General features: G+C 62.7%; 16 protein-coding genes, 2 tRNA genes and 1 pseudogene. 9 read left to right on the plus strand and 10 right to left on the minus strand.

Annotated features, from left to right (window positions below):
* The first annotated feature begins 164 nt into the window (after positions 1-164).
* From CCR96_RS05520 to CCR96_RS05530, 3 genes are all read left to right on the plus strand, one after another.
* A tRNA-Lys gene (locus tag CCR96_RS05520) sits at positions 165-240 on the plus strand.
* A 355-nt stretch (positions 241-595) separates the two neighbouring features.
* Positions 596-1600 (plus strand): OmpA/MotB family protein, encoded by a 1005-nt coding sequence (locus CCR96_RS05525; protein ID WP_201218640.1) that lies wholly within the window; start codon positions 596-598, stop codon positions 1598-1600.
* Complete coding sequence (locus tag CCR96_RS05530; RefSeq protein WP_201218641.1) at positions 1597-2472, plus strand: motility protein A; 876 nt, start codon at positions 1597-1599, stop codon at positions 2470-2472. Before CCR96_RS05525 ends, CCR96_RS05530 begins: the two co-directional genes overlap by 4 nt.
* A 76-nt stretch (positions 2473-2548) precedes the next feature.
* Here the strand turns inward: CCR96_RS05530 and CCR96_RS05535 are convergent.
* A tRNA-Glu gene (locus CCR96_RS05535) sits at positions 2549-2623 on the minus strand.
* Positions 2624-2730: 107 nt separating this feature from the next.
* Between CCR96_RS05535 and pcnB the strand changes: the two genes are divergently transcribed.
* From pcnB to panD, 5 genes are all read left to right on the plus strand, one after another.
* Entirely contained in the window at positions 2731-4203 is a 1473-nt protein-coding gene (gene pcnB / locus CCR96_RS05540; RefSeq protein WP_242518581.1) for a polynucleotide adenylyltransferase PcnB, read from the plus strand.
* The gene (folK, locus tag CCR96_RS05545) at positions 4196-4861 is read left to right on the plus strand and encodes a 2-amino-4-hydroxy-6-hydroxymethyldihydropteridine diphosphokinase (RefSeq protein WP_201218644.1); all 666 of its coding nucleotides are present in this window, start codon (positions 4196-4198) and stop codon (positions 4859-4861) included. Before pcnB ends, folK begins: the two co-directional genes overlap by 8 nt.
* Positions 4779-5642 carry a 3-methyl-2-oxobutanoate hydroxymethyltransferase gene (panB, locus tag CCR96_RS05550; protein ID WP_201218646.1) on the plus strand — a complete coding sequence of 288 codons (864 nt, stop codon included), beginning with the start codon at positions 4779-4781 and terminating at the stop codon, positions 5640-5642. Before folK ends, panB begins: the two co-directional genes overlap by 83 nt.
* An 11-nt stretch (positions 5643-5653) precedes the next feature.
* Positions 5654-6565 (plus strand): pantoate--beta-alanine ligase, encoded by a 912-nt coding sequence (gene panC / locus CCR96_RS05555; protein ID WP_201218648.1) that lies wholly within the window; start codon positions 5654-5656, stop codon positions 6563-6565.
* 192 nt (positions 6566-6757) lie between these two features.
* A complete protein-coding gene (panD, locus tag CCR96_RS05560) occupies positions 6758-7138 on the plus strand; it encodes an aspartate 1-decarboxylase (protein ID WP_201218650.1) in 381 nt (126 codons plus the stop codon).
* 58 nt (positions 7139-7196) lie between these two features.
* Here the strand turns inward: panD and glgA are convergent, their stop codons facing one another.
* The gene (gene glgA / locus CCR96_RS05565) at positions 7197-8708 is read right to left on the minus strand and encodes a glycogen synthase GlgA (protein ID WP_201218652.1); all 1512 of its coding nucleotides are present in this window, start codon (positions 8706-8708) and stop codon (positions 7197-7199) included.
* 79 nt (positions 8709-8787) lie between these two features.
* Here glgA and zwf point away from each other — a divergent pair, with 79 nt between their 5' ends.
* Positions 8788-10263 (plus strand): glucose-6-phosphate dehydrogenase, encoded by a 1476-nt coding sequence (gene zwf, locus CCR96_RS05570; protein WP_201218654.1) that lies wholly within the window; start codon positions 8788-8790, stop codon positions 10261-10263.
* 29 nt (positions 10264-10292) lie between these two features.
* Here zwf and CCR96_RS05575 read toward each other — a convergent pair whose 3' ends face one another.
* The 8 genes and pseudogenes from CCR96_RS05575 to CCR96_RS05610 all read right to left on the minus strand — a co-directional run bounded on the left by CCR96_RS05575 (position 10293) and on the right by CCR96_RS05610 (position 24817).
* On the minus strand, positions 10293-11009 hold the full coding sequence (locus CCR96_RS05575) for a biliverdin-producing heme oxygenase (protein ID WP_201218655.1): 717 nt from the start codon (positions 11007-11009) through the stop codon (positions 10293-10295).
* A gap of 242 nt (positions 11010-11251) precedes the next feature.
* Entirely contained in the window at positions 11252-12772 is a 1521-nt protein-coding gene (locus tag CCR96_RS24450) for an AMP-binding protein (protein WP_338035817.1), read from the minus strand.
* Between the two features lie 24 nt (positions 12773-12796).
* On the minus strand, positions 12797-16273 hold the full coding sequence (locus CCR96_RS05590) for an EAL domain-containing protein (RefSeq protein WP_201218657.1): 3477 nt from the start codon (positions 16271-16273) through the stop codon (positions 12797-12799).
* A gap of 243 nt (positions 16274-16516) precedes the next feature.
* Positions 16517-19093 (minus strand): PAS domain-containing protein, encoded by a 2577-nt coding sequence (locus tag CCR96_RS25500; RefSeq protein WP_420827251.1) that lies wholly within the window; start codon positions 19091-19093, stop codon positions 16517-16519.
* Positions 19073-19819 (minus strand): annotated as a pseudogene (locus CCR96_RS25505) (PAS domain-containing protein); the annotation flags it as partial. The gene CCR96_RS25500 and the pseudogene CCR96_RS25505, both read right to left, overlap by 21 nt.
* Positions 19820-21368: 1549 nt before the next feature.
* A complete protein-coding gene (locus CCR96_RS05600) occupies positions 21369-22601 on the minus strand; it encodes a protein-glutamate methylesterase/protein-glutamine glutaminase (protein WP_420827252.1) in 1233 nt (410 codons plus the stop codon).
* A gap of 315 nt (positions 22602-22916) precedes the next feature.
* A complete protein-coding gene (locus CCR96_RS05605; protein ID WP_242518583.1) occupies positions 22917-23642 on the minus strand; it encodes a response regulator transcription factor in 726 nt (241 codons plus the stop codon).
* 32 nt (positions 23643-23674) lie between these two features.
* Entirely contained in the window at positions 23675-24817 is a 1143-nt protein-coding gene (locus CCR96_RS05610) for an EAL domain-containing response regulator (protein ID WP_201218669.1), read from the minus strand.
* Between the last annotated feature and the right edge of the window lie 284 nt (positions 24818-25101).

The following is a 25101-nucleotide window of genomic DNA, read 5'->3' on the forward strand; positions in this document are numbered from 1 at the left end:
TGGCACATCATGCGAATGATTGGTCTGTTAACGATTTTGATCGGGCGATTTTGGGGTGGACGCCACGGATGACGCTGATTTATCATAAAGGGCTTGGTCGGGAGCAGATCAAGTTAGCCTGCTCTGTCGACACTGACGCTGCAAAGCGATGTTTACGCTGCAAAGGGCCGTTAGCTCAGCTGGTAGAGCAGGGGACTCTTAATCCCTTGGTCGTAGGTTCGAATCCTACACGGCCCACCATTTTCTTCCCTCTTCGCTTGCGGTATCCGGCTGTAAGCACTAATTCTGACGCATACTAACCCCTCAGAACGACAGCTCATAGGCGTGCCCGCAGTGAAGCGTCGATGTCTGGATCTTTGATCTGCTTGCAGGGCCGTCTGTTTGTATGGCCGATACGCTGAAACATTCCGACACTCAGACCGAGGTCGAAGACGACATTGTGGACGAGTCGGCTCCGAGCACGGCGCCTGCTCCAGCTGAGCCTGAGTCCGCGTCGGAACCTAAGGCAGAAGCGGAGCCTAAGGTAGAGACGCAGCCTGAGTCCTCGGCAGAACCTGAGCCCTCTGATGCTCCGCCGCCAGTGCATCAAGAACCGATGCCAGGTGGTCCACTGGCCTGGCGCCGCGATGATGGGTTGGCGCTCGCTCAGGCCGATGCCTACCTCGGCAGCCATTGGGCGGTGCCCTGGTCCGATCTCATGATGGTGATGTTCGTGCTGTTCGCGGTCCTGGTGGCGATTCTGATGCGTGAGAATCGCGAGCTGGTCGAAGCTGCTGAGCGGCAACAACCGGTCCCGATATCGGTGCCAACCCCGAGCCCAAAGCCGACCCCCACACGCGTGCCGAGCTTCGAGCCGCTGATGCGGGTGAATGTCTTTCAGCGCAGCCAAGACGCCGTGCGTGATGCGCGTATCGACAATGTCGAGATCGTGCTCATGAGCGACCAGTCGGTCAAGGTCAGCGTGCAAGGACCCATGCTCTTTGAACTCGGCGAAGCGACGCTGCGGACCGAGGTGCGGGAGTTTCTCGACCGCTTGGCCCGCGTCATCGGGCAGACGTCATTCGCAGTGCAGGTCATCGGCCACACCGACGACTATCCAGTCGATACCGAGGTCTTCCCGAGCAATTGGGAGTTGTCCGCGGCGCGTGCTGCCCGTGTGGCCCGCTATCTCATCGACAGCGCCGGCATCGATCCGCGTCGGTTTACGGTGATGGGGCGTGGCGAATTCGAGCCGGCGGTGGGCAACACGAGTGACGCCAACCGTGCCCTCAATCGACGCGTGGAGATTATCATCACCCGCACCGAGATAGAGCCCTTGGAGCCCTCTGGGCCGGCTGATGCGGACATGCCGGCTAGCGAGGCTCCGGTGCGGGATCTGATGCTGCCGACCCCGGACCCTGTTAGCGTTGTGACCGGTCCGTTGATGCCGAGCACCGGATCATCGGACGCTACGGCCTCTGCGATGGAGATCGTTCCCGCAACCTTGCTGAGCGACGATATCCCTCGTGGCGACCTGCCGAACGGCAATCTGCCGGCAGGCGACATTCGGAGCGACAGCTTCTCGAACGGCGAAATGCCTAGCACGGAGATGCGGAGATGACCCGAGTCAATTACCTGGCCGTTATTCTGTTTGGCGGGATTTTTGTCGCGAGCTTCATGCTCAGCAGCGACGTCGCTCTCTTTCTCAATCTGGTCGCAATCTCGATCGTCGTCTCTGGCACCCTGGGCGCGACCTTTCTCAGCTATCCAGCCAGTGATATCCGTGCGGCCTTCTTTGTCGCGCGCAACAGCTATACGCAACGGCCACCCACGGAGCATGAGATTATCGACTCTCTGCTCGATCTGGCCGTGCGTTCGCGGCACAGTGGCATCCTGGCGTTGGAAGTCATCGAGGAGCAGACGACGATCAGTTTTTTACGCTCCGCGCTCGGCATGCTGGTCGATGGTTACAAGCCTGCTGAGGTTCGTGACATCCTCTCGACGGAGATGCATTATTTCCGCCAGCGTCGTTTTCAGCATGAGAAGCTGTTTCGGCACATGGCCCGCTTGGCGCCGGCCTTTGGTGTCGCCGGCTCGGTGGTTGGATTGATCGGTATGGTGGCGGGTATTGGCGACCCGGAAGTGATCGTCAGTACGATACCGATCGCCTTGACCTCGACCCTTTACGGTATCGTGATCGGCAATTTCCTGCTCACGCCGATCGCCGAGAACATCAGCGCGAAGACCGAGAAGGAATTGATGCTGCAGACGCTGATCAGCGACGGTGTGATGGCGATCTTGCAGGAGCACAACACCATCAAGCTGGCGAGGAAGCTGGAGTCATTCCTGACACCCGCTGGCCGCACCGAGCCCGCGCGTAGCCTGCTGGAGATTCGCGATCGCTACCGCGCGTTACGTGGTCAGCCGACCACCATTGGCGAGTCGAAGCCGCTAGACGATGAATTGCGGGCGATGGGTGATAGCCGCATCTAGCGCCAACCTGACCGCAAGCGCCCTGGATGACGATGACGGCTCTGGGTTGCTGATGCTGATGCGGGTGTCGAACAGATGGCGCTCCCTAGGGGATTCGAACCCCTGTTACCGGCGTGAGAGGCCGACGTCCTAACCACTAGACGAAGGGAGCAGAAGCGCTGTGCAGAATCGCGTATTATACGCAGGTCGCCGGCGCGCTCAAGTCTCTTTCAGCGTTTTCGGTTCAGTTGTCTCCAAACCTTAGGAAGCCTGGTTCGATTGCTCTCCGCTAACCTTCCCGCTAACCTCACCGAGCCTCTCATCATCCCGCGCCCGGAGCACCCGATCTCCCGCGCCAACATCAGCCCGAATGCCCTAAAGGTGCTCAATCGGCTGAAACAGGCCGGGTTTCAGGCGTATCTGGTCGGTGGTGGCGTGCGCGATCTGCTACTCGGCCATGAGCCGAAAGACTTCGACATCGCGACCGACGCGACGCCAGAAGAGGTCCGGAGCGTGTTCCGCAACTGTCGTCTGATCGGAAGGCGCTTCCGGCTCGCACACGTCTTCTTTGGTCGCGAGATCGTTGAGGTTGCGACCTTCCGCGGCAGCAATGCCGACGGCGGCAGCGATGCACAGGTCACCGAGCAGGGCATGATCCTGCGCGACAACGTCTACGGCAGCATCACTGAAGACGCGCTGCGCCGCGACTTCACGGTGAACGCCCTCTACTACAATATCGCTGACTTCTCGCTGGTCGACTACGCTGGCGGTCTCGCCGATATCGAACAGGGACGGTTGCGGTTGATCGGCGATGATCCGGTGGCGCGCTACCGCGAAGATCCGGTGCGGATGCTGCGTGCAGTGCGCTTTGCCTGCAAGCTGGGCTTTATCATCGATGACGACTGCGCAGCGCCGATCCGCGCGCTTGCGGAGCTGCTCAGAGAGATCTCGCCGGCGCGTCTGTTCGAGGAGACGTTGAAGCTGTTTCATAGCGGTTATGCACTCCAAGCCTTCGAGAAGCTGCGCCACTTCGACCTGTTCGCGCAGCTCTTCCCGGAGACCGATGCGTGCCTTGCGCGCGAGGATCATGCGTTCCCGATCACCTTCGTCAGCCGCGGGCTCGACAATACCGACCAGCGTATCCTCGAAGGCAAGCCGGTGGCGCCCGCGTTCTTGTTCGCGGTGTTGCTGTGGGAGCCGGTGCGTCTTCGCTATCAAGCCTTGCTCGATGACGGGATGCCCTCGGCCGATGCCATGGCCTTGGCCTCGCACGAGGTCGCCTCGGCGCAACAGCAATGGGTCGCCATCCAAAAGCGCTTCGCCTTGCCGATGCGCGAGATCTGGGCCCTGCAGCCGCGGCTGGAGCGACGTCAGGGCAAGCGGCCGATGCTGCTGCTGAGTCATCCCCGCTTTCGTGCCGCCTATGACTTTCTGCTGTTGCGCGCTGAGGCCGGCGAAACCGATCCTGAGCTTGCGCAATGGTGGACGCGCTTTCAGGCTGTCGATGCGGCAGAGCGCGCGAAGATGCTCGGCAGCACCCCGCAGCAGCGCAAGCGTAAGCGAAGGAGGCGCAAGCCGAAATCGGCCCCGCTCGCGGCGGGAGCTGCGGCTGCTGCCGGGGCGACCGCAACCCCATCTGCTGGCGCTGAAGGCGCGGGTATCGCGTCCGTTCAGCCGGGCTCGATGGATGCTGGACCGGCCGATGTCCAGCCGGGGCGGGCCGCGCAGCGCAGAGAGAAAGCAGATGGTTGAGTCGTCCAGCGAAACACCAACGCAGCGCGTGACCGTCTATCTTGGGCTCGGGGCCAATCTCAGCGATCCCCGCCGCCAAGTCGAGCAAGCCCTGCTGCAGTTGCAGACCTTGCCCGGATCTGAGGTGACGGCGGTGTCGTCGCTGTATCGAACCTTGCCCGTCGGTCCAGCGGATCAGCCCGACTTCATCAATGCGGTTGCGCGGATCGATACCCAGCTCGAGCCGCTGGTGCTGCTGACGGCGCTGCAGCAGATCGAGCGTCAGCACGGCCGCATCCGTAATGGCCAGCGCTGGGGACCGCGCACCTTGGATCTCGATATCCTGCTCATCGGTGAGCAGGTGTTGGCGCTGCCACAGCTGTGCGTTCCGCATCCACAGATGCACTGTCGGGCCTTCGTCCTAGGCCCGCTGGCCGAGATTGCACCGCCAGGACTCGAGATCCCCGGTCAGGGCCGCTTGGATGACCTGCTTGCCGCCGTTGCCGATGAAGCAGGCACCATGGTTCGGCTGCGCGCCGATGACTCGGGCCGCTCTTATTTTTCCGCATCTGCCCGTTTTGGAGCCTCTGAGTTCGATGTCAGCGAGAACCATTACCACGACGAGCTTGCTTGCGCTCAAGCAGCGTGGCGAGCGCATCGCCTGCCTGACCTGTTATGACGCCGCCTTTGCCAGGGTCTTAGAGCGCTCTGGGGTCGAGGTGTTGTTGGTGGGAGACTCGCTAGGCATGGTCATCCAAGGGCAACCGACGACCGTGCCGGTGACCTTGGATCAGATGGTCTACCACAGCCGTTGTGTCACTCGAGCGGCCGAGCGTAGCCTGGTCATCGCCGATATGCCGTTTATGAGCTATGCAACGCCGGAGCGGGCGGTGGCGGCGGCGGCCCGCTTGATGGGCGAAGGTGGCGCGGCGATGGTCAAGCTCGAAGGCGGTGAGCCACTGGTGGAGATCGTCGCCCGCTTGACCGCGTTCGGTGCCCCGGTCTGCGCGCATTTGGGTTTGTTGCCGCAATCGGTGCATCAGCTCGGTGGCTACCGTGTTCAGGGTCGCGAGGCCGCAGATGCCGAACGTATCGAGGCCGAGGCGTTGGCGCTGCAGGATGCGGGCGCCTCGTTGCTGATTCTGGAGTGTGTGCCGAGCGCGCTTGCGGCAGCACTGGCGCAGCGGCTCAGGATTCCTGTGATTGGCATCGGCGCTGGCAACCGCTGCGATGGGCAGGTGTTGGTGCTGCATGATGTGCTCGGACTCACGCCCGGAACCGCGCCGCGCTTCAGCAAGAATTTTCTCGCCGAGCTCGCGCCTGCGGCTGTTGCAGGGTCTGGTGGCGTTGATGCTGACGGCGGCAGCGGCGCTGCGTTCGGCATTGACGCCGCGATCAAGGGTTATGTCGAAGCGGTTAAGTCCGGTGCCTTTCCAGCGCCCGAGCACACCTTGGCCTGAGGTCCAAACCCATGCAATTTCTCGATCAACTGCGGGCACTGCGGCGGCAGCGTGCGGAATGGCGCCAGGCGGGCTTGAGGGTCGGGTTGGTGCCGACCATGGGCAACCTGCATGCTGGTCATCTCTCATTGATTCGTGCGGCCTCTGAAGCGGCCGATCGCGTCGTCGCGACGGTGTTTGTGAACCCCCTGCAGTTTGGTGTTGGCGAGGATTTTGCTGCCTATCCGCGCACCCTAGAGCGCGACTCTGACATGCTCCGCGACGCGGGTTGTGATCTGCTCTTTGCGCCTTCTGATGCTGAGGTCTATCCGCGCGGGCGCGATCAGCAGACCTTTGTCGAGGTGCCTGGGCTCTCTGATCAGCTGTGCGGCGCGAGCCGGCCAGGTCATTTTCGCGGCGTCGCGACCGTGGTCGCCAAACTCTTCAATATGGTTCAGCCGGAGGTGGCGATCTTCGGCGAGAAAGATTTTCAGCAGCTGCTCGTGATCCGCCGCATGGTCGAGGATCTCAATCTACCGGTCGAAGTGGTTGGGGCACCCATCGTGCGCGAGCCGGACGGGTTGGCGATGAGTTCCCGCAACGGCTATCTCAGCGCTGCTGAGCGGGCCATAGCGCCGCGGCTGCGGGCCTGCCTGATCACCGCCGTAGCGCGTTTGCGCTCTGGTGCCAACTTCGCTGAGGTGGAGCAGGATGCCCAGAACGCCCTGGCCGCGGCTGGTTTCGAGCCGGATTATGTCAGCGTCCGGCGCCGTGCTGACCTTGCTGAGCCTGCGCCTGATACCCAGCTTGGCTCAGGCACAGCGCAGGACCGGGCCTTGATGATACTTGCCGCTGCGCAGCTCGGCCGGGCGCGACTGATCGACAATCTTGCCTGCGATCTCGATGCGCCACTTGCCGAGCGAGCCCAGGATCTGAGACCCTAACGGATTGCTGCGCTGCAGCATACATGAGACTCATCACGATGGATCGCTCAGCAGAGAGGCTTGCCAGGCTCAGCTGCCGGTGCGAGCATGCCCCCATCTTGACGGCGAATTGTAATGGCCTCCGCCCGGTCACCTAATTACCGAGAGGGTAGCAGCATGGTTGATCGCGGCTGCCCCGGGAGACGACTACCGATGCAACTGACTCTGCTCAAGTGCAAGCTTCATCGCGTCTGCGTGACGCAGGCCGAACTCGATTACGAGGGCTCCTGCGCCATCGACGAGAACCTAATGCGTCAGGCTGGCATCCGCGAATATGAACAGCTTCATATCTACAACGTGGCCAATGGCGAGCGCTTCAGTACCTATGCGATCCGTGCCGAGGCTGGCTCGCGGGTCATCTCAGTCAACGGCGCCGCGGCACACAAGGCCAGCCCCGGCGACCGGTTGATCATCTGCTGTTATGTCGGGATGGGCGAGCAGGAAGCGGCACACTTCGAGCCAACGCTGGTCTACTGCGACGAGAACAATGAGGTGATTCGACTCGGGCATCAGATCCCGGCACAGGCGGCTTGAGCAATGAACCTGAATCTCACGCGATTGATCGTCCGGCGTGGCGCCGCGCCATGATCGTTTAAGCGGAAAGCGCGACCGCCTGCTGCGTTCTCGACTCGAGCGCCTCTTCATAAAAGGCCTGGTAGTAGTTGGCGCTGGCTTCCCAGCTCAGATCCTTTGTCATCCCATTCTGTACCACGCGGCGCCAGGTTGCGGGCTCTTCGCGATGGAGCCTCAGAGCTCGCTCGATGGCGCCCCAAAGCGCTTCGGAATCCGCGTCATCGAACAGAAAACCGGTCGCCTCATTGCTGGCGAGGCTCTCTGGCGTGGTATCAACCACGGTGTCGGCGAGTCCGCCGGTGCGGCGCACGATGGGCACCGTCCCGTAGCGCAGACTGTACATCTGGTTTAGCCCGCAAGGCTCGAAGCGAGAGGGCATCAAGAACAGATCGCTGCCGGCCTCGATCAAATGTGCGCGCGCCTCGTCATAACCGATCCGCACGCTCAATTGGTTTGGGTGCTGAGCGGCATGCTCCAGCAGACGTTGCTCCAAGACACGATCGCCTTCGCCCTGGACCACGAGTTGGATGTTGCCCCGCTCGAGCAGGCGCGGGACCAGGTCCAGGATCATGTCGACCCCTTTCTGCTCGACCAGGCGGCCGATATGGCCCAGCACCAGGCTGTGCTCATCGTGTGGCAGATCAAAGTGGCGTTGCAGCTCATGCTTATTCGCGGCCTTGAGCTCGATGCTGTCGAGATCGTAATTCTGGGCCAGACTGGCGTCGTGCAGCGGGTCCCAGGTCCGATAATCGATCCCGTTCAAGATGCCGCGGAAGCGGCTTCCAAGCTGTCGCAGCAGGCCATCGAGACCGCAGCCTGACTCGGCGGTGCGAACCTCCTCGGCGTAGGTCGGGCTGACGGTGTTGGTTCGGTCGGAGAAGGCGATGCCACCTTTTAAGAAGGACATGCGCTGATGGAACTCGACGCCACCGATCGACCAGAGCGCGGGGGGCAAGCCCAGACGATCGAAGGTCGCGCGATCAAAGACCCCTTGGTAGGCGAGGTTATGGACCGTGAACACGGTCGCCGGTCGCTCCTCATAGCGACTCAGGAAGACGGGCGCGAGACCCGTTTGCCAATCGTTACAGTGCAGCACGTCGGGGCGCCAGTCGATGGTCGGTAGCCCGAGCGCGACCCGAGCTAACACTCGGGCAAACAGCAGAAAGCGTTCGGGATTGTCGCCCCAGTCACGGCCGCTGACATCGGTATACGGATTGCCTTCGCGGCAAAAATAGGCGGGTGCTTCGACCAGGTAAACCGGGAGATCGCGGTCTGGTAAGAGACCGCCGAGCAGTGAGACGGGGCCCTGTGTGCCTTTCAGCCCCACCTCGCTGAGCACGCGCAATTCACGCACCAGCCGTTTGGCTTGTGGATAGGCGGGTATGATGAGCCTGGCGTCATGGCCGAGTTCGCGCAGCGCCATTGGTAGGCTTGCGGCGACATCGGCGAGGCCGCCAGTCTTGATCAAGGGGTGCGCTTCGCTGCTGGCGAACAGTACGGCTTGGCCACCGGGAGCGACAGAAAGGGGCATGGGCGGGTCCAACGCTTGTGTTGTTGATGAGGCTCTCCAACTGAAACTAGCACAAAACTCTTGACTCTAGGAGAACCTGATGCGGGACGATTGCACACTGGTGATCTTTGGCTCGACCGGAAATCTGGCCCAGATCAAGTTGATTCCGGCGCTCTACCACCTGGAACTGGCCGGCCATCTGGCCCCATCGATGCGTGTGGTCGGCTTTGGGCGGCGCGACTGGTCTGATGCGCATTGGCGCGATGAGGTGTACGGCTGGGTCAAGCAATCGGCGCGCGGCGAACTCGATGAGTCTGCGCTGCAGCGCCTGCAAGAGCGCTTTTACTTTGTGAAAGGGGATCTCACCGATGTCGCAGGCTTCGAGCGGCTGGCGCAGCGGCTGCGGGGTGACGAAGGCTTTCCACGCAACCTGATCTTCTACCTTGCCATCGCGCCGGGTCAATATGGCAACACGGTCGATGGTCTGGCCGCACAGGGGCTCAACCAGCAAGACGACGGCTGGGCGCGGCTGGTGGTCGAGAAGCCCTTTGGCTATGACCTGGAAAGCGCCGAGATTCTCGACCAGCAACTGCGCCGGCATTTCGATGAGGACCAGATCTACCGCATCGATCACTACCTGGGCAAGAGCACGGTGCAGAACGTGCTGGTGTTCCGCTTTGCCAACCTGTTACTCGAACCCCTTTGGAACCGCAACTACATCGATCATGTGCAGATCACCCATGCCGAGGCGCGCGGCATCGGTTCTCGGGCCGGTTTTTACGATGGGGTCGGAGCGCTGCGCGACATGATCCAGAGCCATCTGCTGCAGCTGTTGACCCTGGTGGCGATGGAGCCGCCGCCGAGTCTGGATGCGGAGGCGTTGCGCGATGAGAAGGTCAAGGTGCTGCGCTCGATCCGCCCGATCAGCCGTCAGGCGGTGCATGCGCAGGCGTTTCGCGCCCAGTACCGGGCCGGCGAGGTTGATGGCGAGCGGGTGCCCGGTTATCTCGACGAGCCGGGCGTCGATCCGCAGAGCGCGACCGAGACCTATGCCGCGCTCAAGCTCTATATCGACAACTGGCGCTGGCGCAATGTGCCCTTCTATCTGCGCACCGGCAAGCGCATGGGCGAGACCAACTCGCTGGTCAGCATCCGCTTCCGGCATCCGCCGCAACAGCTGTTCAAGGACACGCCGATCGAGCAGTTGAAGCCAAACTGGCTGATGATCAACATCCAGCCGAACGAGTGCATCCGTATGGAACTGCAGGTGAAGCAGGCTGGGCTTGAGATGCGCACCGTCACCGAACATCTGGACGCCAACACCTGCCACATCGGTAGCGAGCAGATCGATGCCTATGAGGCCTTGTTACTGGACGCGATCGAGGGTGATCACTCGCTGTTCCTGCGCTACGACGAGGTCAACTACGCCTGGCGCATCGTCGATCCGGTACTCAAGCTCTGGGCCACCGAGCGCGACTTCATCCACACCTACCCCGCTGGCTCCTGGGGGCCGGCTGAGGCGACTCGGTTGTTCGACAAGGAGGATCAGGATTGGCGGAATGATTTGGATGGGTGAGGAGTGAGGAGTGGTGAGCGCTTACTGCGCTACGACGGCTTGGGCGGTGCCGATGGATCAAAGACGTCGAGGAAGCAGTGGTACGCCTGCACGGCACCGGCAGTGATGGCGGCCAACTCTTTATCGTCCTCGGCCGGACGAGCGAGCGAGCGGGCCAGCGCCGTCCAATCGGCGCTTGCGGCGTCGAGCAGTGTCCAGTAGGCACAAGCCTGCTCGGTGAGCAACTGCGGCAATTGCGCTGTGACCCGGGCCGAGATCATCTTGCCGCCTTGAGTTGCGCCCTCGAGGACATAGCGCATGCCAAGGTACCGCGCCTGAGCTTGCACCACTGAATGAGCGCTGGCGAGCGCGGATGCCGTCGGCGATGGCTGCGACTGCGCTGGCTCTGGCGCTGGCTTTGGCGCAGACCGGATAGCCGAGGACGCGCTGATGGGTGCGGTCGTACTCGTTGGGATGGTCTTGCTTGCAAGGCGGCTGAGGTCCGATAACAGCGCCGGAACCCGTGGGCGATAGGCTGGCAGTCCGTCCGAACAGACACCGGGATGGCGATTGGCGAGCTGCTGTAGCTGGTGCTCTGCCGCGCGATGAGCCTCCAACAGGCCCCGCAGCGCGGCGACGTACTGCGTCAGCGTCAACTCCGGGTGGATGAGTTGGCGCAATCCAGGCGTGCTGTCGAGCCGGCTGTGCCAAGCCCTGGTGTTGGCCTTGAGCCGCTGATGGAGACTGGTGTCTTGGGTCTTGGTCAAGCTGAATCCGGTGTTCTGTCGTGGATAGTGAGCATGCTGGGAGTTGTGATCGGCGTCTGCCTGAATGCTCAAGCGGCCGACACGCGCTGGTTGCTCGGGTGCGGCAGACGCTGGTTTAGCGGGGCGACGGACTTGTGCTGGTCGGCTCAGGTGACGTCTGGCGCTGGCTTTGGTGACGTCTGGCGCAGGCCCTGGCTCTGGTCTGACTCAGGTGACGTCTGACTCTGGCTTAGGCAAGCGGCCTAGCCTGATTCTGCAGGGCCCTCAGCGGGCCAGTCGATCAGCTTGCCTGTGGCCGAGCGTGGTAACTGGCTGCCGATGCGGATGGCCCGTGGCCGCTCCAGGGCCGTGACAAGGCTGGCGAGCCAGGCATCTAGGCTATGCGCGAGTTGCCCGGGCTCGATGCAGTCGGCGACGGGTACCACGAAGGCCTTGAGTCGATCACCTTGCTCGGCGTTGGCTTGGCGGACGGCCGCCTCAGCCACCTCTGGATGCGTGCAGAGCAGCCGCTCGATGCGTTGCGGGAAGACATTGACCCCGCCGATCTGCACCGCGCCATCGCGGCGTCCGAGGACGAAGAAACGCTCATGGTCCAGCCAATCCAGATGATCTTGTAGCTCGACAGATGTCAGGACGCGGCGCGCAGTTGCGGTCGCAGCCATATCCGTATTGGCAGCCGCAGCCGTTTCCGAGCACGAATCCGAGTCCGAATGAGTATCTGAAGCCGAGGCCGCATCAGTATCCAAGGCCGACGCTGCAGCTCTGACCGAGGCCGTATCAGTATCCGATGCCGATGCCGAAACCGTCGCGGTCTCCGCATCCTGTTCGATGCGATGCGCCTGATCCCCGGTCGGCGCCTCAACAGGCTGTAAACGGTCAGTTGTCGTGCCGACACGCGACCAATGGGGCAGCAATCTGAACGGGGCATCCGCGGCCTCGCGCACGCCGATGCCGGCGTTCTCGGAGCTGCCGTAGATCTCGATCACCCGCGCGCAGCCGGCACTGATCAGCTGCTGCCACAGGCTTGGCGGGCAGGGGGCGGTGGAGGTCAACGCGATGACGTCGTCCGCAACGGTGCAGTCGCCGCGCGTCGCCAGCTCGAAGAACGCCGGATGACCGACGATGAGGTCACCCGGCTGCGCCTGCGCGAGGGCGCGACTCGGCAGTCCGGTGCGCAGGTCGAGCACCGGTATCCCGAGCAGCGCGGGGAGCATGGCGCTGAACAGGAAGCCGTAGATGTGATGCGCCGGCACGGCGCTCAAGACGCGGTGCCGATCGCCGAGCTGTCCGGCAAACCAGTGGATCTCTTGCTCAAGTCGGTACAGCGGATGCGCGCAGAGCTTGGGCTGGCCGGTTGAGCCGGAGGTCTGAAAGCTCAGCGCCTCATCCCAGCGCGCGCGGCTGTCGAGGATGATCTGCGCCCAAGCGCCGAGCTGCCGCTGCTGCAGCAATTGGTTGTCGAGTCCGGTCTGTTGCAGATGGAACTGCACCGCGATCAGGGTCGTGATATCCAGCCATTCCAGCGAGTCGAGCCCCAGGCTGTCCAGCTCGAGTGCGGCATCAGGTCGAAGCGCAGCATCAGACATCGGCCCTCGCCGCTCATTCGTTACAGCGGACTGCGTGCTCGTTCTGAGCCCAAGCTGACCCGGGCGCAATCGGTTCAGCTCCGCCCAGAGCAGATCATCCAGCACGCGCAACAGGGTATTGCGGTTCCACCAAGGGCGGCTGGCGAATGGCTGCGGACGCTGCTGCGCGCTACTCACCACTCACCACTCACCACTCACCACTCAGGCCTTAAAAAAATCCGCAGCCAACGCCGGCGGCACCGGCTTCGACCACAGATACCCCTGCCCCCAATCACAGCCAAGATCCCGCAGGATCTCCAGCTGCGCTTGGGTCTCGATGCCTTCGGCGACAACGGTCTTGCCGATCGAGTGGGCCATCGCGATCATGCCGGCGAGCAGATTGCGGTCATGCGGCTGCTCGATACCTTTGATGAAGGCGCGATCGATCTTCAGCTCGCTAATCGGCAGCTCGCGCAGATAGAGCATCGAGCTGAAGCCGGTGCCGAAGTCATCGAGCGCTAGCCCGACGCCGCTGCGCGCGAGCCGCTCGAGCGCGGCCTTCACGCCCGGTGTCATGCGCAGTAGCATCGATTCGGTGATCTCGATGGTCAGCATCTCCGGTGGCACATCCAGCGTATGCAGATCCTGGATCAGGTGATGGGCAAAGTTCTGCGCCTCGAGGTCGCTGGCGGAGATGTTTACCGCCATCACCACGTCCTCCTCGCCACGCTCTAGGCAGGCCTTCAGCAGCCGGAGGGTCTGGCGTACGACCACGCCGGTGACGGCGCGGATCAAGCCATTGCGCTCGGCGGCGGGGATGAAGTCCCCTGGCATGATCAGCTCGCCGTCTTTGTTGCGCCAGCGGGATAGCACCTCGAAGCGCTGGCCGCGCTCGCGGCTGCAGACGGGGTGTTGCGGCTGCAGCATCAGCTCGATCGCCAACGCGGGCGAGCGTCCGAGCACGGCGCGATCAATCGCCAGCCGTGCTAAGGCCTCGGTCTGCAGGCTGCTGTCGAACAGCCGGGCACAGTTACGACCGGCTTCTTTGGCTCGATACAGGGCCAGATCGGCCTGTTTGAGCAGCTCGCTGGGATCGGCGTGCTGGTCGCCGATGGTCAGCCCCAAAGAGCCGGTGATCGAGAAGTTGCCGTCGTCGACATCGATCCGCTGGCGCAGCTGCTCGATCAAGCCTTGGGCTTGGCGCAAGGCCTCACTGGCATCGGATTGCGGCAGCAGCAGCGCAAACTCATCGCCCCCAAGCCGGGCGATCAGCGCCGTCGGTGGCAGGCTGTCGCCCAGCCGCTGCGCCACCGCGCACAGCAGTAGGTCGCCTTGATCGTGGCCCAGGGTGTCGTTGATGGTCTTGAAATGGTCGATATCGAGCAGGGCGACGCCGAACAGGCGGCCGTCAGTCCAGCAGCGCTCGATCTGCTGCAACAGCGCATCGCGAAAATAGGCGCGGTTGGGCAGTCCGGTGAGGCTGTCGTGGAGGGCGCGGTGGCGCATCTCCTCGCGCGAGCGTTGCAGGGCGTCGCGCTGGCTGGCGAGCGATTGCGCGAGCCGCTCGAAGTGCGCCACATGCGCCACGATCACCTGCTGCAGCAGGGTCTTCAGGGCCTTGGCGGTGGCTAGTTCGGTGGCGGACCAGGCGGGCGCATGATGGGTGCGCTCCTCGCGCCAGGTCTGGAAGGTGCGGTTGGGCCAGCCGAGCGGTCGCGCGCGCGCCTCATCGAGGAAGGGCAGCGAGCCGGGCTCAGCGCCCCAGTCGACGGTATAGTGCAGGCGTTTGCGGCCAAACAGCAGACAGTGCTCGCGCTGCTCGTCGAGGTAGATCACCAGCACCCCGGCCAGTTGCTCGGGATAGGCCGCGGCCGGCTCGAACTCGGCAGACAGGCAGTCGGTGCTCCAGGTGGCACTGGGTCGGGTGCGCAAGAAGCGCAGCAGCGCCTCGATCTGTTCTGCGGTGAGATGACAGTCCTGGCCGATGAACAGCGGGCGGCCATGGTGATAGACCTGCACCAGGTCGGCACCGACCAGCGTGCGGAGCATGTCGGCCTTGCCGACCAGGTTGTCCGGGAACGGCTGCTCGATGTTGATCTCGCCAACGATGGCATTGACCTTGGCGATGCCCTGCTCACGCGCGCGATTCTGGCTGCGCTCCTCGATCAGTGATAGTCGCCCAGAGAGGCAGCCGGCCAGCTCGATCAGACGCTTGCGCACAGTGGGCGTGACCGGATGCGGGGCGCGGTTGTGGAAGATGATCAGCCCCCACAGGCGCTGGTCGTCCATCAGCGACAGCGACATCGAGCCGTTGACGCCAAAGCGCTTGAGGTAGTTGCGATGGATCGGTGATTGGGCGCGCAGTTGGGCGATGCCGATATCGACGCGGCTGGGCTCGAGCGACCGGCTCAGTAGCGCCACCTCGGCATGATCGCGACTCGGCGCATAGCGCAGTGGCGTCTCGGCGTAGAGGGCGCGGGCTTGGCGTGGGATGTCGGTGGCCGGATAGCGCAGCCCGAGGATCGAGGGCCAGCTGCCCGGCAGGATACTTTCGGCAATCACCACACCATCTTGGTTGGGCTCGAAGCGATAGGCGACCACGCGCTCGAATCCGGTCAGATAACGCAGTGACTCGACCGCGAGCTGGCAGGCTGGCGCCGCCTCTTCGCTGTTGCGTAGCAGGCGCTGGAAGGCGGCCAAGTCAAAACCGCGCATCCGGCGATCCATCGCCATCTCGCCATAGGGCTCCAGCTCAAGCAGGATGCGTTCGCGCCAATAGTGCACACGCACGTCCAATGGCAGCTCAATGCCCGGCCAGCTGAGGCGGAACTGGGAGGGCGCTAGCAGCCGCGCGGACTCGGCCTCGCTCGCTGCTGGGTGCGCTGCCGTCTGAGCGGCCGGGCTGCTTGCTGCGGCGCTCTCTTCTGCGGCTTTGTCTGCTGTAGCGTTGTCTGCTGCAGTATTGTCTCCTACAGCGCTGTCTGTCGCCCTGCGCTGCGGGTCTTCTGTGATCTTGAGCCCCAAGGCAGCGGCAAGGCCGACGGCATCTGCCGCCAAGAAATGCTGCAGCGGCTGGTCGAGCAGGGCATCAGGCTCCATGCCCAGGTACATCGCGCTGTTGGCGCTGCAGGCCTCGATGCGCAAGCTGGCCGGATCGAGGACCAGCAGCACGCCGAACGGCTGAGTGGTCGCGCAGGTGGCAATCGGCTCGCGGTCGCACTGGGAAAAATCGAACGAGGCCGCCGACAGCCGGACCTGTTGCTCGCCGTATTTGTCGCTGAGCAGCCGTTCGGCGGCTTGCGTGTCGTGGCTGCGCAGCTTGTGCAGCGGTTCGACGATGATCCAGAACTCCCCCGGGCGCTCTGAGGCGCGCATGGTGATCTGCACCTGCACCGGCTCCATCTCGAAATCGAACACGAACTCGAAGCTGGCGCAGAGGTCCCCGCTCAGCACGCCGCGCCGGAAGCGGCCATAGAATTCCGGTACCACGGTGCAGGGTGCGACATCGGTAAAAAAGTTGCGGCCGAGCACGGCCGGTGCCTCGCGCTGCGTGATGGCGCTTTGGGTGCGGCTGTAGAACAGGATGACGCCGGTCTCATCGACCCGGATGGTGCCGCACGGCAGCGCTTCAAGCTCGTCCTTGGTCAGGCTGTCGAGTTGCTTGGGGTCATACACATCAATGGCGTCGTCGAGACTCATGGGCTGAGTATATCGGCATCTTCTGGGGAGCGTCTCTGTGTCTATTGAACCCTGTGCGGACAATGCTTGAAGAAGGCGCTCGGCCGCGCGTGCAGGCTCTGGCCAGCCAAGGCATGGGGCTGCTGATGTTGCGCTTGTCGGCTTTGCTGAGGTCAGCGCCGCCTTTTGTTCATCGCCTGGGCCGATCGCTTGTTGATCAGGCTACGGCGATCAGGCTACGGCGATCAGGCTACGGCGATCAGGCTAGGCCAGGGGCAACAGGAATTGCATCTGGGTACCACGACCCAGGCTCGAGTGAACCGTCAGGCCGGCGCCGGAGCGCAAGACGAACTCGCGCACCATGAAGAGGCCGAGGCCGTGACCACGTTGTTGCGTCTTGGTCGAGAACAGGGGTTCGAACATGCGCTGAACTACCGGCTCGGGGATGCCGCTCCCGGTATCGCTGACCTGAATGATGGCATAGTCGCCGGCGCTGAGCTCGCCCACCATCAGCGTCGGATAGCCCGGCCAATGTTTGCGCTGAGCAGTGATGCTGAGCTCGCCGCCTTCGGGCATGGCGTCGCGGCCATTCAGGGCGAGGTTGAGCAAGGCCGCTTGCAGAAAGCCGGCACTGGTCTTGGCGCTCAGCCCCGGCTCGATCTCAAGCTGCCAATGCACTGATTCAGGCAGCATCATGCGCAGAATATCCGAGAGCTCTGTGAGTGGCGGCTCGAGCGGAGTCGGGCGCAGCGGTACACCACCGGCTCGGCTCAAGGCCAGCATGCCCGAGGTGATGACCTTGGCCTGGCCGAGGACGCTGGTCATCTCGTCGATGACCTGATGGCTTTCGTCGTCCGCCGGTTTGGAGCTGACGAAACCGCGCAGAAAGTAGAGATTGGCGTCGAGTACGGCGAGCACATTGTTGAAATCATGGGCAACGCCACTGGCGAGATGACCAATGGTCTCGCGTTCTTTGGCATTGACGAGATCCTGAGCGAGCTGGGCTTCGTGCTGAATGGTGGCGATGCGCTGACTGATGAAGCGCAACAGCTCGCGCTCCGCGCTGCTGAGATGAGTGCGCGGTCTGGCGCTCCAGAGTTGGGTCAAGAGCCATCTCGGTGGCGAGCTGTCGTTCGGCCAACGGGAGGCGAGCAGAATCAGGCTGCGATAGCCTTGAGCGCGAATCGGTTTTGGCACCAAATCGCCGCCGATCAGCTGTGGCTGATCGGAGCACTGATCAGGATCGGCAAACAGTGTCTCAGTGACGGCACGCGCGGCGAGCCCCGAGGGTTCGGCGGCGTCGGTCGGGAGGCGGATCAAGCGGTGATAGGGCTTGTTCGGCCGGCGCCAACCGGTTTCCGAGATCGCCATGTCCAGCGCCTCGTTGGCAATCTCGAGCAGCGCCGCGACCTCATCAATGGGCTCGAGTCCACGGTTGCTGAGGTCGACCAGGCGCTCGAGATTGTCGGCATAGTGTTGCAGGGCCTGCTCGGCCTTGCGTCGCTGGCGCTCGGCCTGCTGCACATCGGTGACATCGAGCGTGCTGCCGCGATAGCCGCGCGGGCTGCCATCGGCGCCAAGGATCGGCTGACCATCGACGCTGGTCCAGAGTCGCTGGCCATCGGCCTTGAGTAGCGGGCACAGCAGCGCGCTCCAGGGCTGGGACTGCTGCATCAGCGCGAAAGCCTCCGCCTTGAGTGCCGCGCGATCGGACTCAGGGATGAGATCGTAGAAGGCCTTGTGACCGATCAGCGTTTCAGGCGCATAGCCGAGCAGGGTCTTGGCGACCGGGTTGACATAGGTGTAGATGCCGTCGCTGTCGATCTCCCAGGTCATCATCCGGCTCTGCAGTGCCAGGGCATCGTAGCGCTCGGTGCTGCTGCGCAGATCGGCGAGGACGCGTTCACGTTGCAGGGCGCCAACCAAGGCGCCGGCCAGACCGCTGAGCAAATGCAAATCAGATCTTGCCCAGTCGCGCTGTTGACGCACGGCATCCAGACCGACGAAGCCCATCAAGCCTTGCTTGTCTATGAGCGGCACCAGCAGCAACGATTGGATCTGCTGCCGCTCGAGGTCTTTGCGCAGCAGAGCCCAGTCTTCGCCAAGGTCGGCGACACGCGCAATGACAACGGCTTCCGCTTCAGTGAGCAGGCTCAGCATCGGGCCTAATTCGCTGGTGCGGATTCCTTGCAGGCTGTCGATACTGGCAGTGACGCCAGGTGCGACCCATTCGTCGGTGTTGCTGAAGGAGTCGCCGCCGCTATCGGCCAGGAATAGATAGGCGCGATCCGCGTTGGTCAGCTGCCCAATCTTTGCCAGCGTTTGTTGGAGCAGCTCGCCAGACGCGAGCGTTGTGGGGCCGACAAAGGCCGTGGTGAGGGCGACGAGCTCGCGCTCGAGCCGTTCGCGTGCGATCAGCTCGAGCTCGGCCTGCTTGCGTTCGCTGATCTCGAGATGGATACCAATCATGCGCACCGGCTGGCCATCCGGGCCGCGCTCGACGATGCGGCCGGTGCTCTGAATCCAGACCCAATGGCCGGCTTTGTGCTGCATCCGGAACTCGCACTCGTAGAGCACTGTGTCGCCGTCGAGATGGGCCTTCAGGTGCTGTTCGACCTTTGGTTGATCCTCAGGATGGAGTCGTTCTTTCCAAGTGGTCCGGTTGATTGGCTGCAGCTCAGTCAGGCTATAGCCGAGTATCTCGGCCCAGCGATCGTTGCAGCGGACCTCTTCGCTCGGCAAGCGCCAGTCCCAGGTGGCGACACGGGCGCCTTCGATGATCTGCTCGAGGCGCTGGCGCTGCTCCCGGAGCGCTTTCTCGACCGCCTTGCGGTCGGTGATCTCGGCGGCGACGCCGACGACGCGACAGGGCTGGCCGGTGGCATCGCGGACCAGGAAGCGACGGTCCGCGATCCATTTGAGCTCGCCAGCCGGGGTCAGAATCCGGTATTCGACGGTATCGAGATGGCCGGTTCTCACCAGCTCCTCGCGACTTAGGAGCACCTGTTCACGATCAGCGGGATGGATACTCTCGCGCCAGACATGACGATCTGCGCAGACGGCGGCGATCGGCCGCTCCCAGATGGTTTCGAAGGCACGACTGACATAGGTCAGCCGATTCTGTTCGAGCTCATAGACCCAGAACACCTCTTCGATGGTCTCGGTCAGCTCCAGCAGCCGCGCCTCATTGGCGCTGAGTCGCTCGAGCGCTTGGCGGCGTTGCGTGTCGTCGCGCTGCACCCCGATGTAATGGGTGATCTTGCCTTCAGCATCGATCACTGGGGTCAGGTTGACGGTGTTCCAGAACAGGCTGCCGTCCTTGCGATAGTTGCGCAGTGTGGTTCGGCAGGGCTTGCCTTCGGCGAGCGCAGCGCGTAGCGCCTGGCGTCCGGGTTGATCGCGATCACTGCCCTGCAGGATCCGACAGTCTTGGCCGAGCATCTCCTCGGACGTATAACCGGTGAGGCTCTCGAAGCCCTTGCTGACGAAACGCACCGGATGGTTACCATCGCCGGTGCGCTCGGCGATGACGATGCCGGTCTCGGCTTGAGAGAGCGCATCGAGCATAAACTGATGCTCGCGGCGCAGTGCACGTTGCTCGCGCTCCTGATCTCGCTCCGCGACCAAGCGCTGGAAGCTGGCTTGGAGGCGTTCGCCAATCACGGTCAGGGCACGCGCGGCCAAGACCTGCTCCTTGATCCGGCTTGGTGGCAACGCTGGCATTGGGGCGCCGGAGTCGATGAGCGCGGGGAGTGATTCCGCCGCAGCGATTAGGTCTTGTAGCGGCTTTGCCAGGCGCTGGCTCAGCCAAGCGGCGGCGATGAGAGCAATCGCCGCCCAAACCGTCAGCATCACTAACCAGAGCCGCAGCCACGCATGCACCTTGTCGATCAAGGGCGCGCTGCTGAGTTCGATACGGAGTCCGCTGATACCCTCGAGAGCCGGTAACGACAGGCTGAAACGGTAACGCACCTGTTGCCAATTGCTGAGGTTGATGGGTGGCTCACCGGTGGCGTTGATCAACTGCAGACCGTCGCGTTGAGCGAAGGGCTGTGCCAAGTCATGAACCTCAGACACGACCAACGGCAGGCTGTGAATCGATGGCTCCGCGGCCCGCGGTAGCTGCTGGGCGAGTCGGGCTTGGAGCCGCTCAGTGGCTTGAGCCAGCGCGCTTTGGGCTGGAGACTGGGCCGCTGTTGCGATCAGCATCTCTTCTGCCGCGGCGCCAAACAGTTGCAGCTGCTGGGTGAGTTCGGACTCGAGCCGGTATTGGAGATCGCGGGTGCCGATCAAGATCAGGGTTGCCGCCGGCAGCAGCGTGCAGGCGTTGATCAGCGCAAACAAGAGATCGCGATGGGAGATGCTGGCTGGACGCCTCGGCACCACGGCAACCAGGATCAGCACCAGTTCGGCGAGCACCGCATTGATGATGTCATTGACGATATGCGTCATTAAGTACAACAGCGCGGTATCGATGCTGAGTTCGCGCCCGATCAACGTGCAAGCAAGGGTCAGTGGTGTGCCGAGCAGCAGCCAGAAGAGTCCGATCAACAGGGGCAGGGCAGGCCGCTCGCGCCCGGCTCGCCGGGCCCAGGCGAGGGACGCGGACAGGAAAACAACCTGAACTCCGGTCAGCACAAAAACAAACGGATGGCCGCACTGTATTGAAGTCACGCTGGCCAGGGCGACGGCCGTGATCAACGCCGCCGGCAGGCCAAGCCAGACGAGGGCCAAAAGCAGAGGGACGAGCCCGAATGTGAAGTGCAGGCCGTAAAAAAAGGGCAGGTAAAGCAGGCTACCCGCTGCCGCGCTGGCGGCTAAGACCAGCAGCAAGCTGAGTGACTGCACGCCTTGATGCAGAGACGACGGTTGTTTGTGTTCGCTGGATGTCTGATCCCGGAACCATCGAGCCATCAGCGCGGCCCCTTGAGACGGCATTGCTTGTCGGCGGATCGGCAAAGCCGTTGGGCCAAGAGAGAGTCGGCCCACATGCGCGCACAACCTAGCAACAATATGCGCCTAGTATCACCGAAAGTCCGGGGGCGGTGAAACCTTGCTGGATCGATGGATGGCTATTTTGAGAAACGGCCTCGGCAGGGTGGAGGCCGTTGTTGTGTTAGTGACTATCGGGCTGCAGCGAGGCGCGCCTGTGCGGACCCCTGTTGTGGCTGGACAAACCTGTGAGTGGGTTTGAGCCCAGGCATGAGCCCAGGTGCTTGCCGCACAGGGTGTTCGAGCCTCGGCTGTCTGAGCGCTCGCTGCTGAGCGCTCGCTGCTGACCGAGAGCGATGCTGTTGCTCATCAACCGTTGCGGTACCTGTTCCAGCGCGGCGACCTCGCTCGCGGCGCCTTGCAGAATGGCTTCACGCGGCATGCCAAAGATGACCGAGCTGGCTTCATCCTGAGCGATCGTCAGTGCACCGGCCTCGCGCATCGCCAGCAGGCCGGCAGCGCCATCCTTGCCCATGCCGGTCAAGAGGGCGGCCCGAGCACGCTTGCCGACCTGTTCAGCAGCGGAATAAAACAGCACGTCGACTGAGGGTCGATGGCGGTTCACTTCCGGGCCCGCATCGAGGCGCGTGAAGTATCGGTTGCCACGGCGCTCGACCTTGAGGTGCTGATCACCCGGGGCGATGTACGCATGTCCCCACAGCAAGGGCTCGCCATCCTCGGCCTCTTTCACCGAGAGCAGACTGGTGCGGTTAAGCCGTTCGGCAAAAGAACGCGTGAACCCGGCCGGCATGTGCTGCACGATCAATACCGGTGGGCTGCTGGCTGGCAGTTGCTCGAGCACGCTGCGAATCGCCTCGGTGCCGCCGGTGGAGGCGCCGATAAAGAGTAGCTCGTCGCTCGCTGTCTGACCGGCCGCGTTTGCAGGGATCGGATGGGGCAATCGAATCGGGGCTGACATCGGGCGGGGTTTGGGCAGCAGGGCGTGCGAGCGCGCGGCGGCCCGGATCTTGGCGATGATCCCCGTGCGCTCGGCCTCAAGGCCCTGACGAATGCCGATCTGCGGCTTGGCGACCACATCCCGCGCGCCGAGCGCTAGGGCGCGTCGGGTTTCCTCGGAACCGGGCTGGGTGCGCGAGGAGATCATCAGCACGGGCATCGGGCGCAGACGCATCAGGCGCTCGAGGAAGTCGAGGCCGTCCATGCGCGGCATCTTGATATCGAGGGTCAGCACATCCGGGTTGTGGATCTTGATCAATTCGCGTGCCTCGAGTGGGTCAGAGGCGACGGCAATCACTTGCATATCCGGTTCAGCGTTGATGATCTCGCAGAGCAGCTCGCGGACGCTGGCCGAGTCATCGATGCAAAGCACTTTGATCTTCTGGGTATTCAGCATAATGATCATCCAAAATGAGCTGTTTCTGCCTGTAGCGGCGGAGTTCTTGCGCCGCCTGCAGCATGCAGCGGGGAGGCTTGCTCCCGCGGACTTGCCGTTGATGAAGATGCTAGAACAATCCGGGCATGGGTTTGGTAAAGAGTTGTTAAGTTGCTCGGAGGTGGTGAGCGGGCTGAGAGGGTTGGCTGTCGTGATGACAGCGGCCGAGTCCGTTCGTCGAGGAGGGTTTAGTCGAGGGGCTCGATCGAGGATATCGATCGAGGATATCGATCGAGGATATCGGTCGAGGATATCGATCGGGGATATCGATCGAGGATGTCAGCTGAGGTCTTCTTGGCTCGGGAGGCCGTTCTTGTCTTCGAGCCGCAAGCGGTAGCCAAAGCCGCGTACCGGGCCAATGACCAGCTCATCGACACCTGCTTCGCGGAGCTTGCGGCGGATATTGCCGACATGGACATCAATGCTGCGATCGCCAGGGTCTTGTGGGCCGCGGTTGCTGAGCCGTTCGCGACTCACGGCGCGGTTATGCTGTCGAAGCAAGATCCCCAAGATGCGAGCCTCGGTTCCGGTCAAGGCCATGACTGGGGTTGTTAGGCCCTCGCGGCTCAAGGATTGGTTGGTCGTATCCAGGCGAAACGGGCCCAGCTCGATCACCCCCGCAGGCGTCTGCTCGAGCGCGCGCCGACGTAAGACAGCACGAATCCGGGCGAGCAGCTCATCGGTCGCAAAGGGTTTGACGATGTAGTCGTCAGCGCCGGCGTCCAGACCTTCGATGCGGTCTTCCAGCTCCATGCGTCCGGTGATGATGATGACCGCGACCGAGGTGGTCGTGACCAGCTCGCGCGCGATGTCGATGCCATCCTCGTTGCCGAGATTGAGATCGAGCAAGACCAGATCGGCTTTGGTTTTGCGGTAGGCCAGGCGCAGCGATTGGCTGCTGTCGCTGAGGATGACCTGGTAACCGGCCTTGATCAGGTTACGCTGGAGTGCGGAGCCCATGCGGTGATCGTCTTCGACGACGATAATGCTGGCCTTTTCGCCCATAGTGGTAACGCTTTTAAGCAGACCAATCGGTATCAGAGCACAAATTGCTCGATCGGTACGGGCCGACCGAAGAGGTAGCCTTGCAAGCGATCGACGCCCATCTCGATGAGCCGATCGCGTTGCGCTTCGGTCTCAACGCCCTCGGCAACGACCTTCAGGTGCAGGCTGTGGGCCATATGCACCATTGAAGCGATCAGATTAGCGGATTTCTCGGAGTCGAACATCTCGGCAACGAACGAGAGATCGATCTTCAAAGCGTCATAAGGGAGTTCGGCGAGGGCGCGGATGCTCGAGTAGCCGATGCCAAAGTCATCGATCGCCAAGGAGGCGCCGCCGAGTCGCAATTGCGTGGTCAGCTCACGCATCTGTTGTAGGTCCGGCAGAACGGCGGTTTCGGTCAGCTCGATCATGATGCGGCTGCTGCCTGCAAAGGCATCGACCAGGTGTTTCACCATCGCTGCGGCCTGAGTACTTTCGACGTTGGCCGCTGACAGGTTGACCGAGATGAAGTCGAGTCCAAGCGGCCTCAGGCGTGGCTCGAGCTCGATCAGTCGCTCGCTGAGGACGTGGGTCAACTCCATGATCAGCCCTGAGCGTTCAGCGAGTGGGATGAAGGCGCCAGCGCCGAGGACGCTGCCATCGGGTAGGGATAGACGAGCCAAGACTTCAGCGCCAACCGGTTTCAGGCTGCTCGCCAACAGAATCGGCTGGAAGTAAGGTTTGATGCGCCCAGCGCTCAGGTACTGACGCAGAGCGTCAACATCGAGCGCTTTCTGCGGCATCGCGGGCGTCTTTTGGCGAGGTTCCGGTGGCCGACAGCGTGCAAGCACCTCAGGCAGTTCGCGCACCAGGTTGGCCTTATTGATGGCGCCGTAAACCGCCAGCCCGTTACCTTGAGCAATGCGCCTGGCGGTATCCAGCAACTCGTCAGCGTGCCCGGATAGAAAGACCACCGGAACGTTCACGTGATGCTCGGCGAGCCAGCCGAGGACGTCGACACCGGTTTCGGTGCCCAAGCCCAAGTCCAGTACCACGACATCTGGCACCTGGTGTCCCATGTCTTCGCGTAGGCTTTGGCTGGTGGTCTGAAAACGGACCTCGTGGCCAAGCGAGCCGGCAAACCGGCGCAGGGTTCGCTCCATCCGTGGATCATCATCCAAGCAGGTGAGAATCATAGCGTTTTCATGTGTCGCAGTTCGCGAATGCTAGATGCCCTGGGGAATGTTGGCTGTGATGGCGGTTTAGGCGCGCCTTGGCACCAACCCTCACGCTTTTTCTAAATCGTCGTTGATTCTAGCCCAGTCTTTGACAGCAATTTGAGAGGTTCTACAGTTTGTTTGAACATTGATCGCGCTGCGCTGTGAGCCAGATCACAGCGCAGCGCTTAAGATCTGACCGACTTAGGGCTGTCAGGCTAGGCTTACATGCTAGCGGAGCGGCGAGCAGGTTCCTAGGCCCC

Origin of the sequence: Halochromatium roseum (assembly GCF_016653315.1) — a bacterium.
In the GTDB taxonomy this organism is placed as follows: Bacteria; Pseudomonadota; Gammaproteobacteria; order Chromatiales; family Chromatiaceae; genus Lamprobacter; species Lamprobacter roseus.

What these genes read in the sequence shown, in the direction of transcription:
- CCR96_RS05530 (WP_201218641.1), top strand. Translation starts at nt 1,597, where the DNA reads ATGACCCGAGTCAATTACCTGGCCGTTATTCTGTTTGGCGGGATTTTT.
- CCR96_RS05610 (WP_201218669.1), bottom strand. Translation starts at nt 24,817, where the DNA reads ATGATTCTCACCTGCTTGGATGATGATCCACGGATGGAGCGAACCCTG.
- zwf (WP_201218654.1), top strand. Translation starts at nt 8,788, where the DNA reads ATGCGGGACGATTGCACACTGGTGATCTTTGGCTCGACCGGAAATCTG.
- CCR96_RS05605 (WP_242518583.1), bottom strand. Translation starts at nt 23,642, where the DNA reads ATGGGCGAAAAGGCCAGCATTATCGTCGTCGAAGACGATCACCGCATG.
- glgA (WP_201218652.1), bottom strand. Translation starts at nt 8,708, where the DNA reads ATGCCCCTTTCTGTCGCTCCCGGTGGCCAAGCCGTACTGTTCGCCAGC.
- panB (WP_201218646.1), top strand. Translation starts at nt 4,779, where the DNA reads ATGTCAGCGAGAACCATTACCACGACGAGCTTGCTTGCGCTCAAGCAG.
- folK (WP_201218644.1), top strand. Translation starts at nt 4,196, where the DNA reads ATGGTTGAGTCGTCCAGCGAAACACCAACGCAGCGCGTGACCGTCTAT.
- CCR96_RS05590 (WP_201218657.1), bottom strand. Translation starts at nt 16,273, where the DNA reads ATGAGTCTCGACGACGCCATTGATGTGTATGACCCCAAGCAACTCGAC.
- panD (WP_201218650.1), top strand. Translation starts at nt 6,758, where the DNA reads ATGCAACTGACTCTGCTCAAGTGCAAGCTTCATCGCGTCTGCGTGACG.
- CCR96_RS05525 (WP_201218640.1), top strand. Translation starts at nt 596, where the DNA reads ATGCCAGGTGGTCCACTGGCCTGGCGCCGCGATGATGGGTTGGCGCTC.
- panC (WP_201218648.1), top strand. Translation starts at nt 5,654, where the DNA reads ATGCAATTTCTCGATCAACTGCGGGCACTGCGGCGGCAGCGTGCGGAA.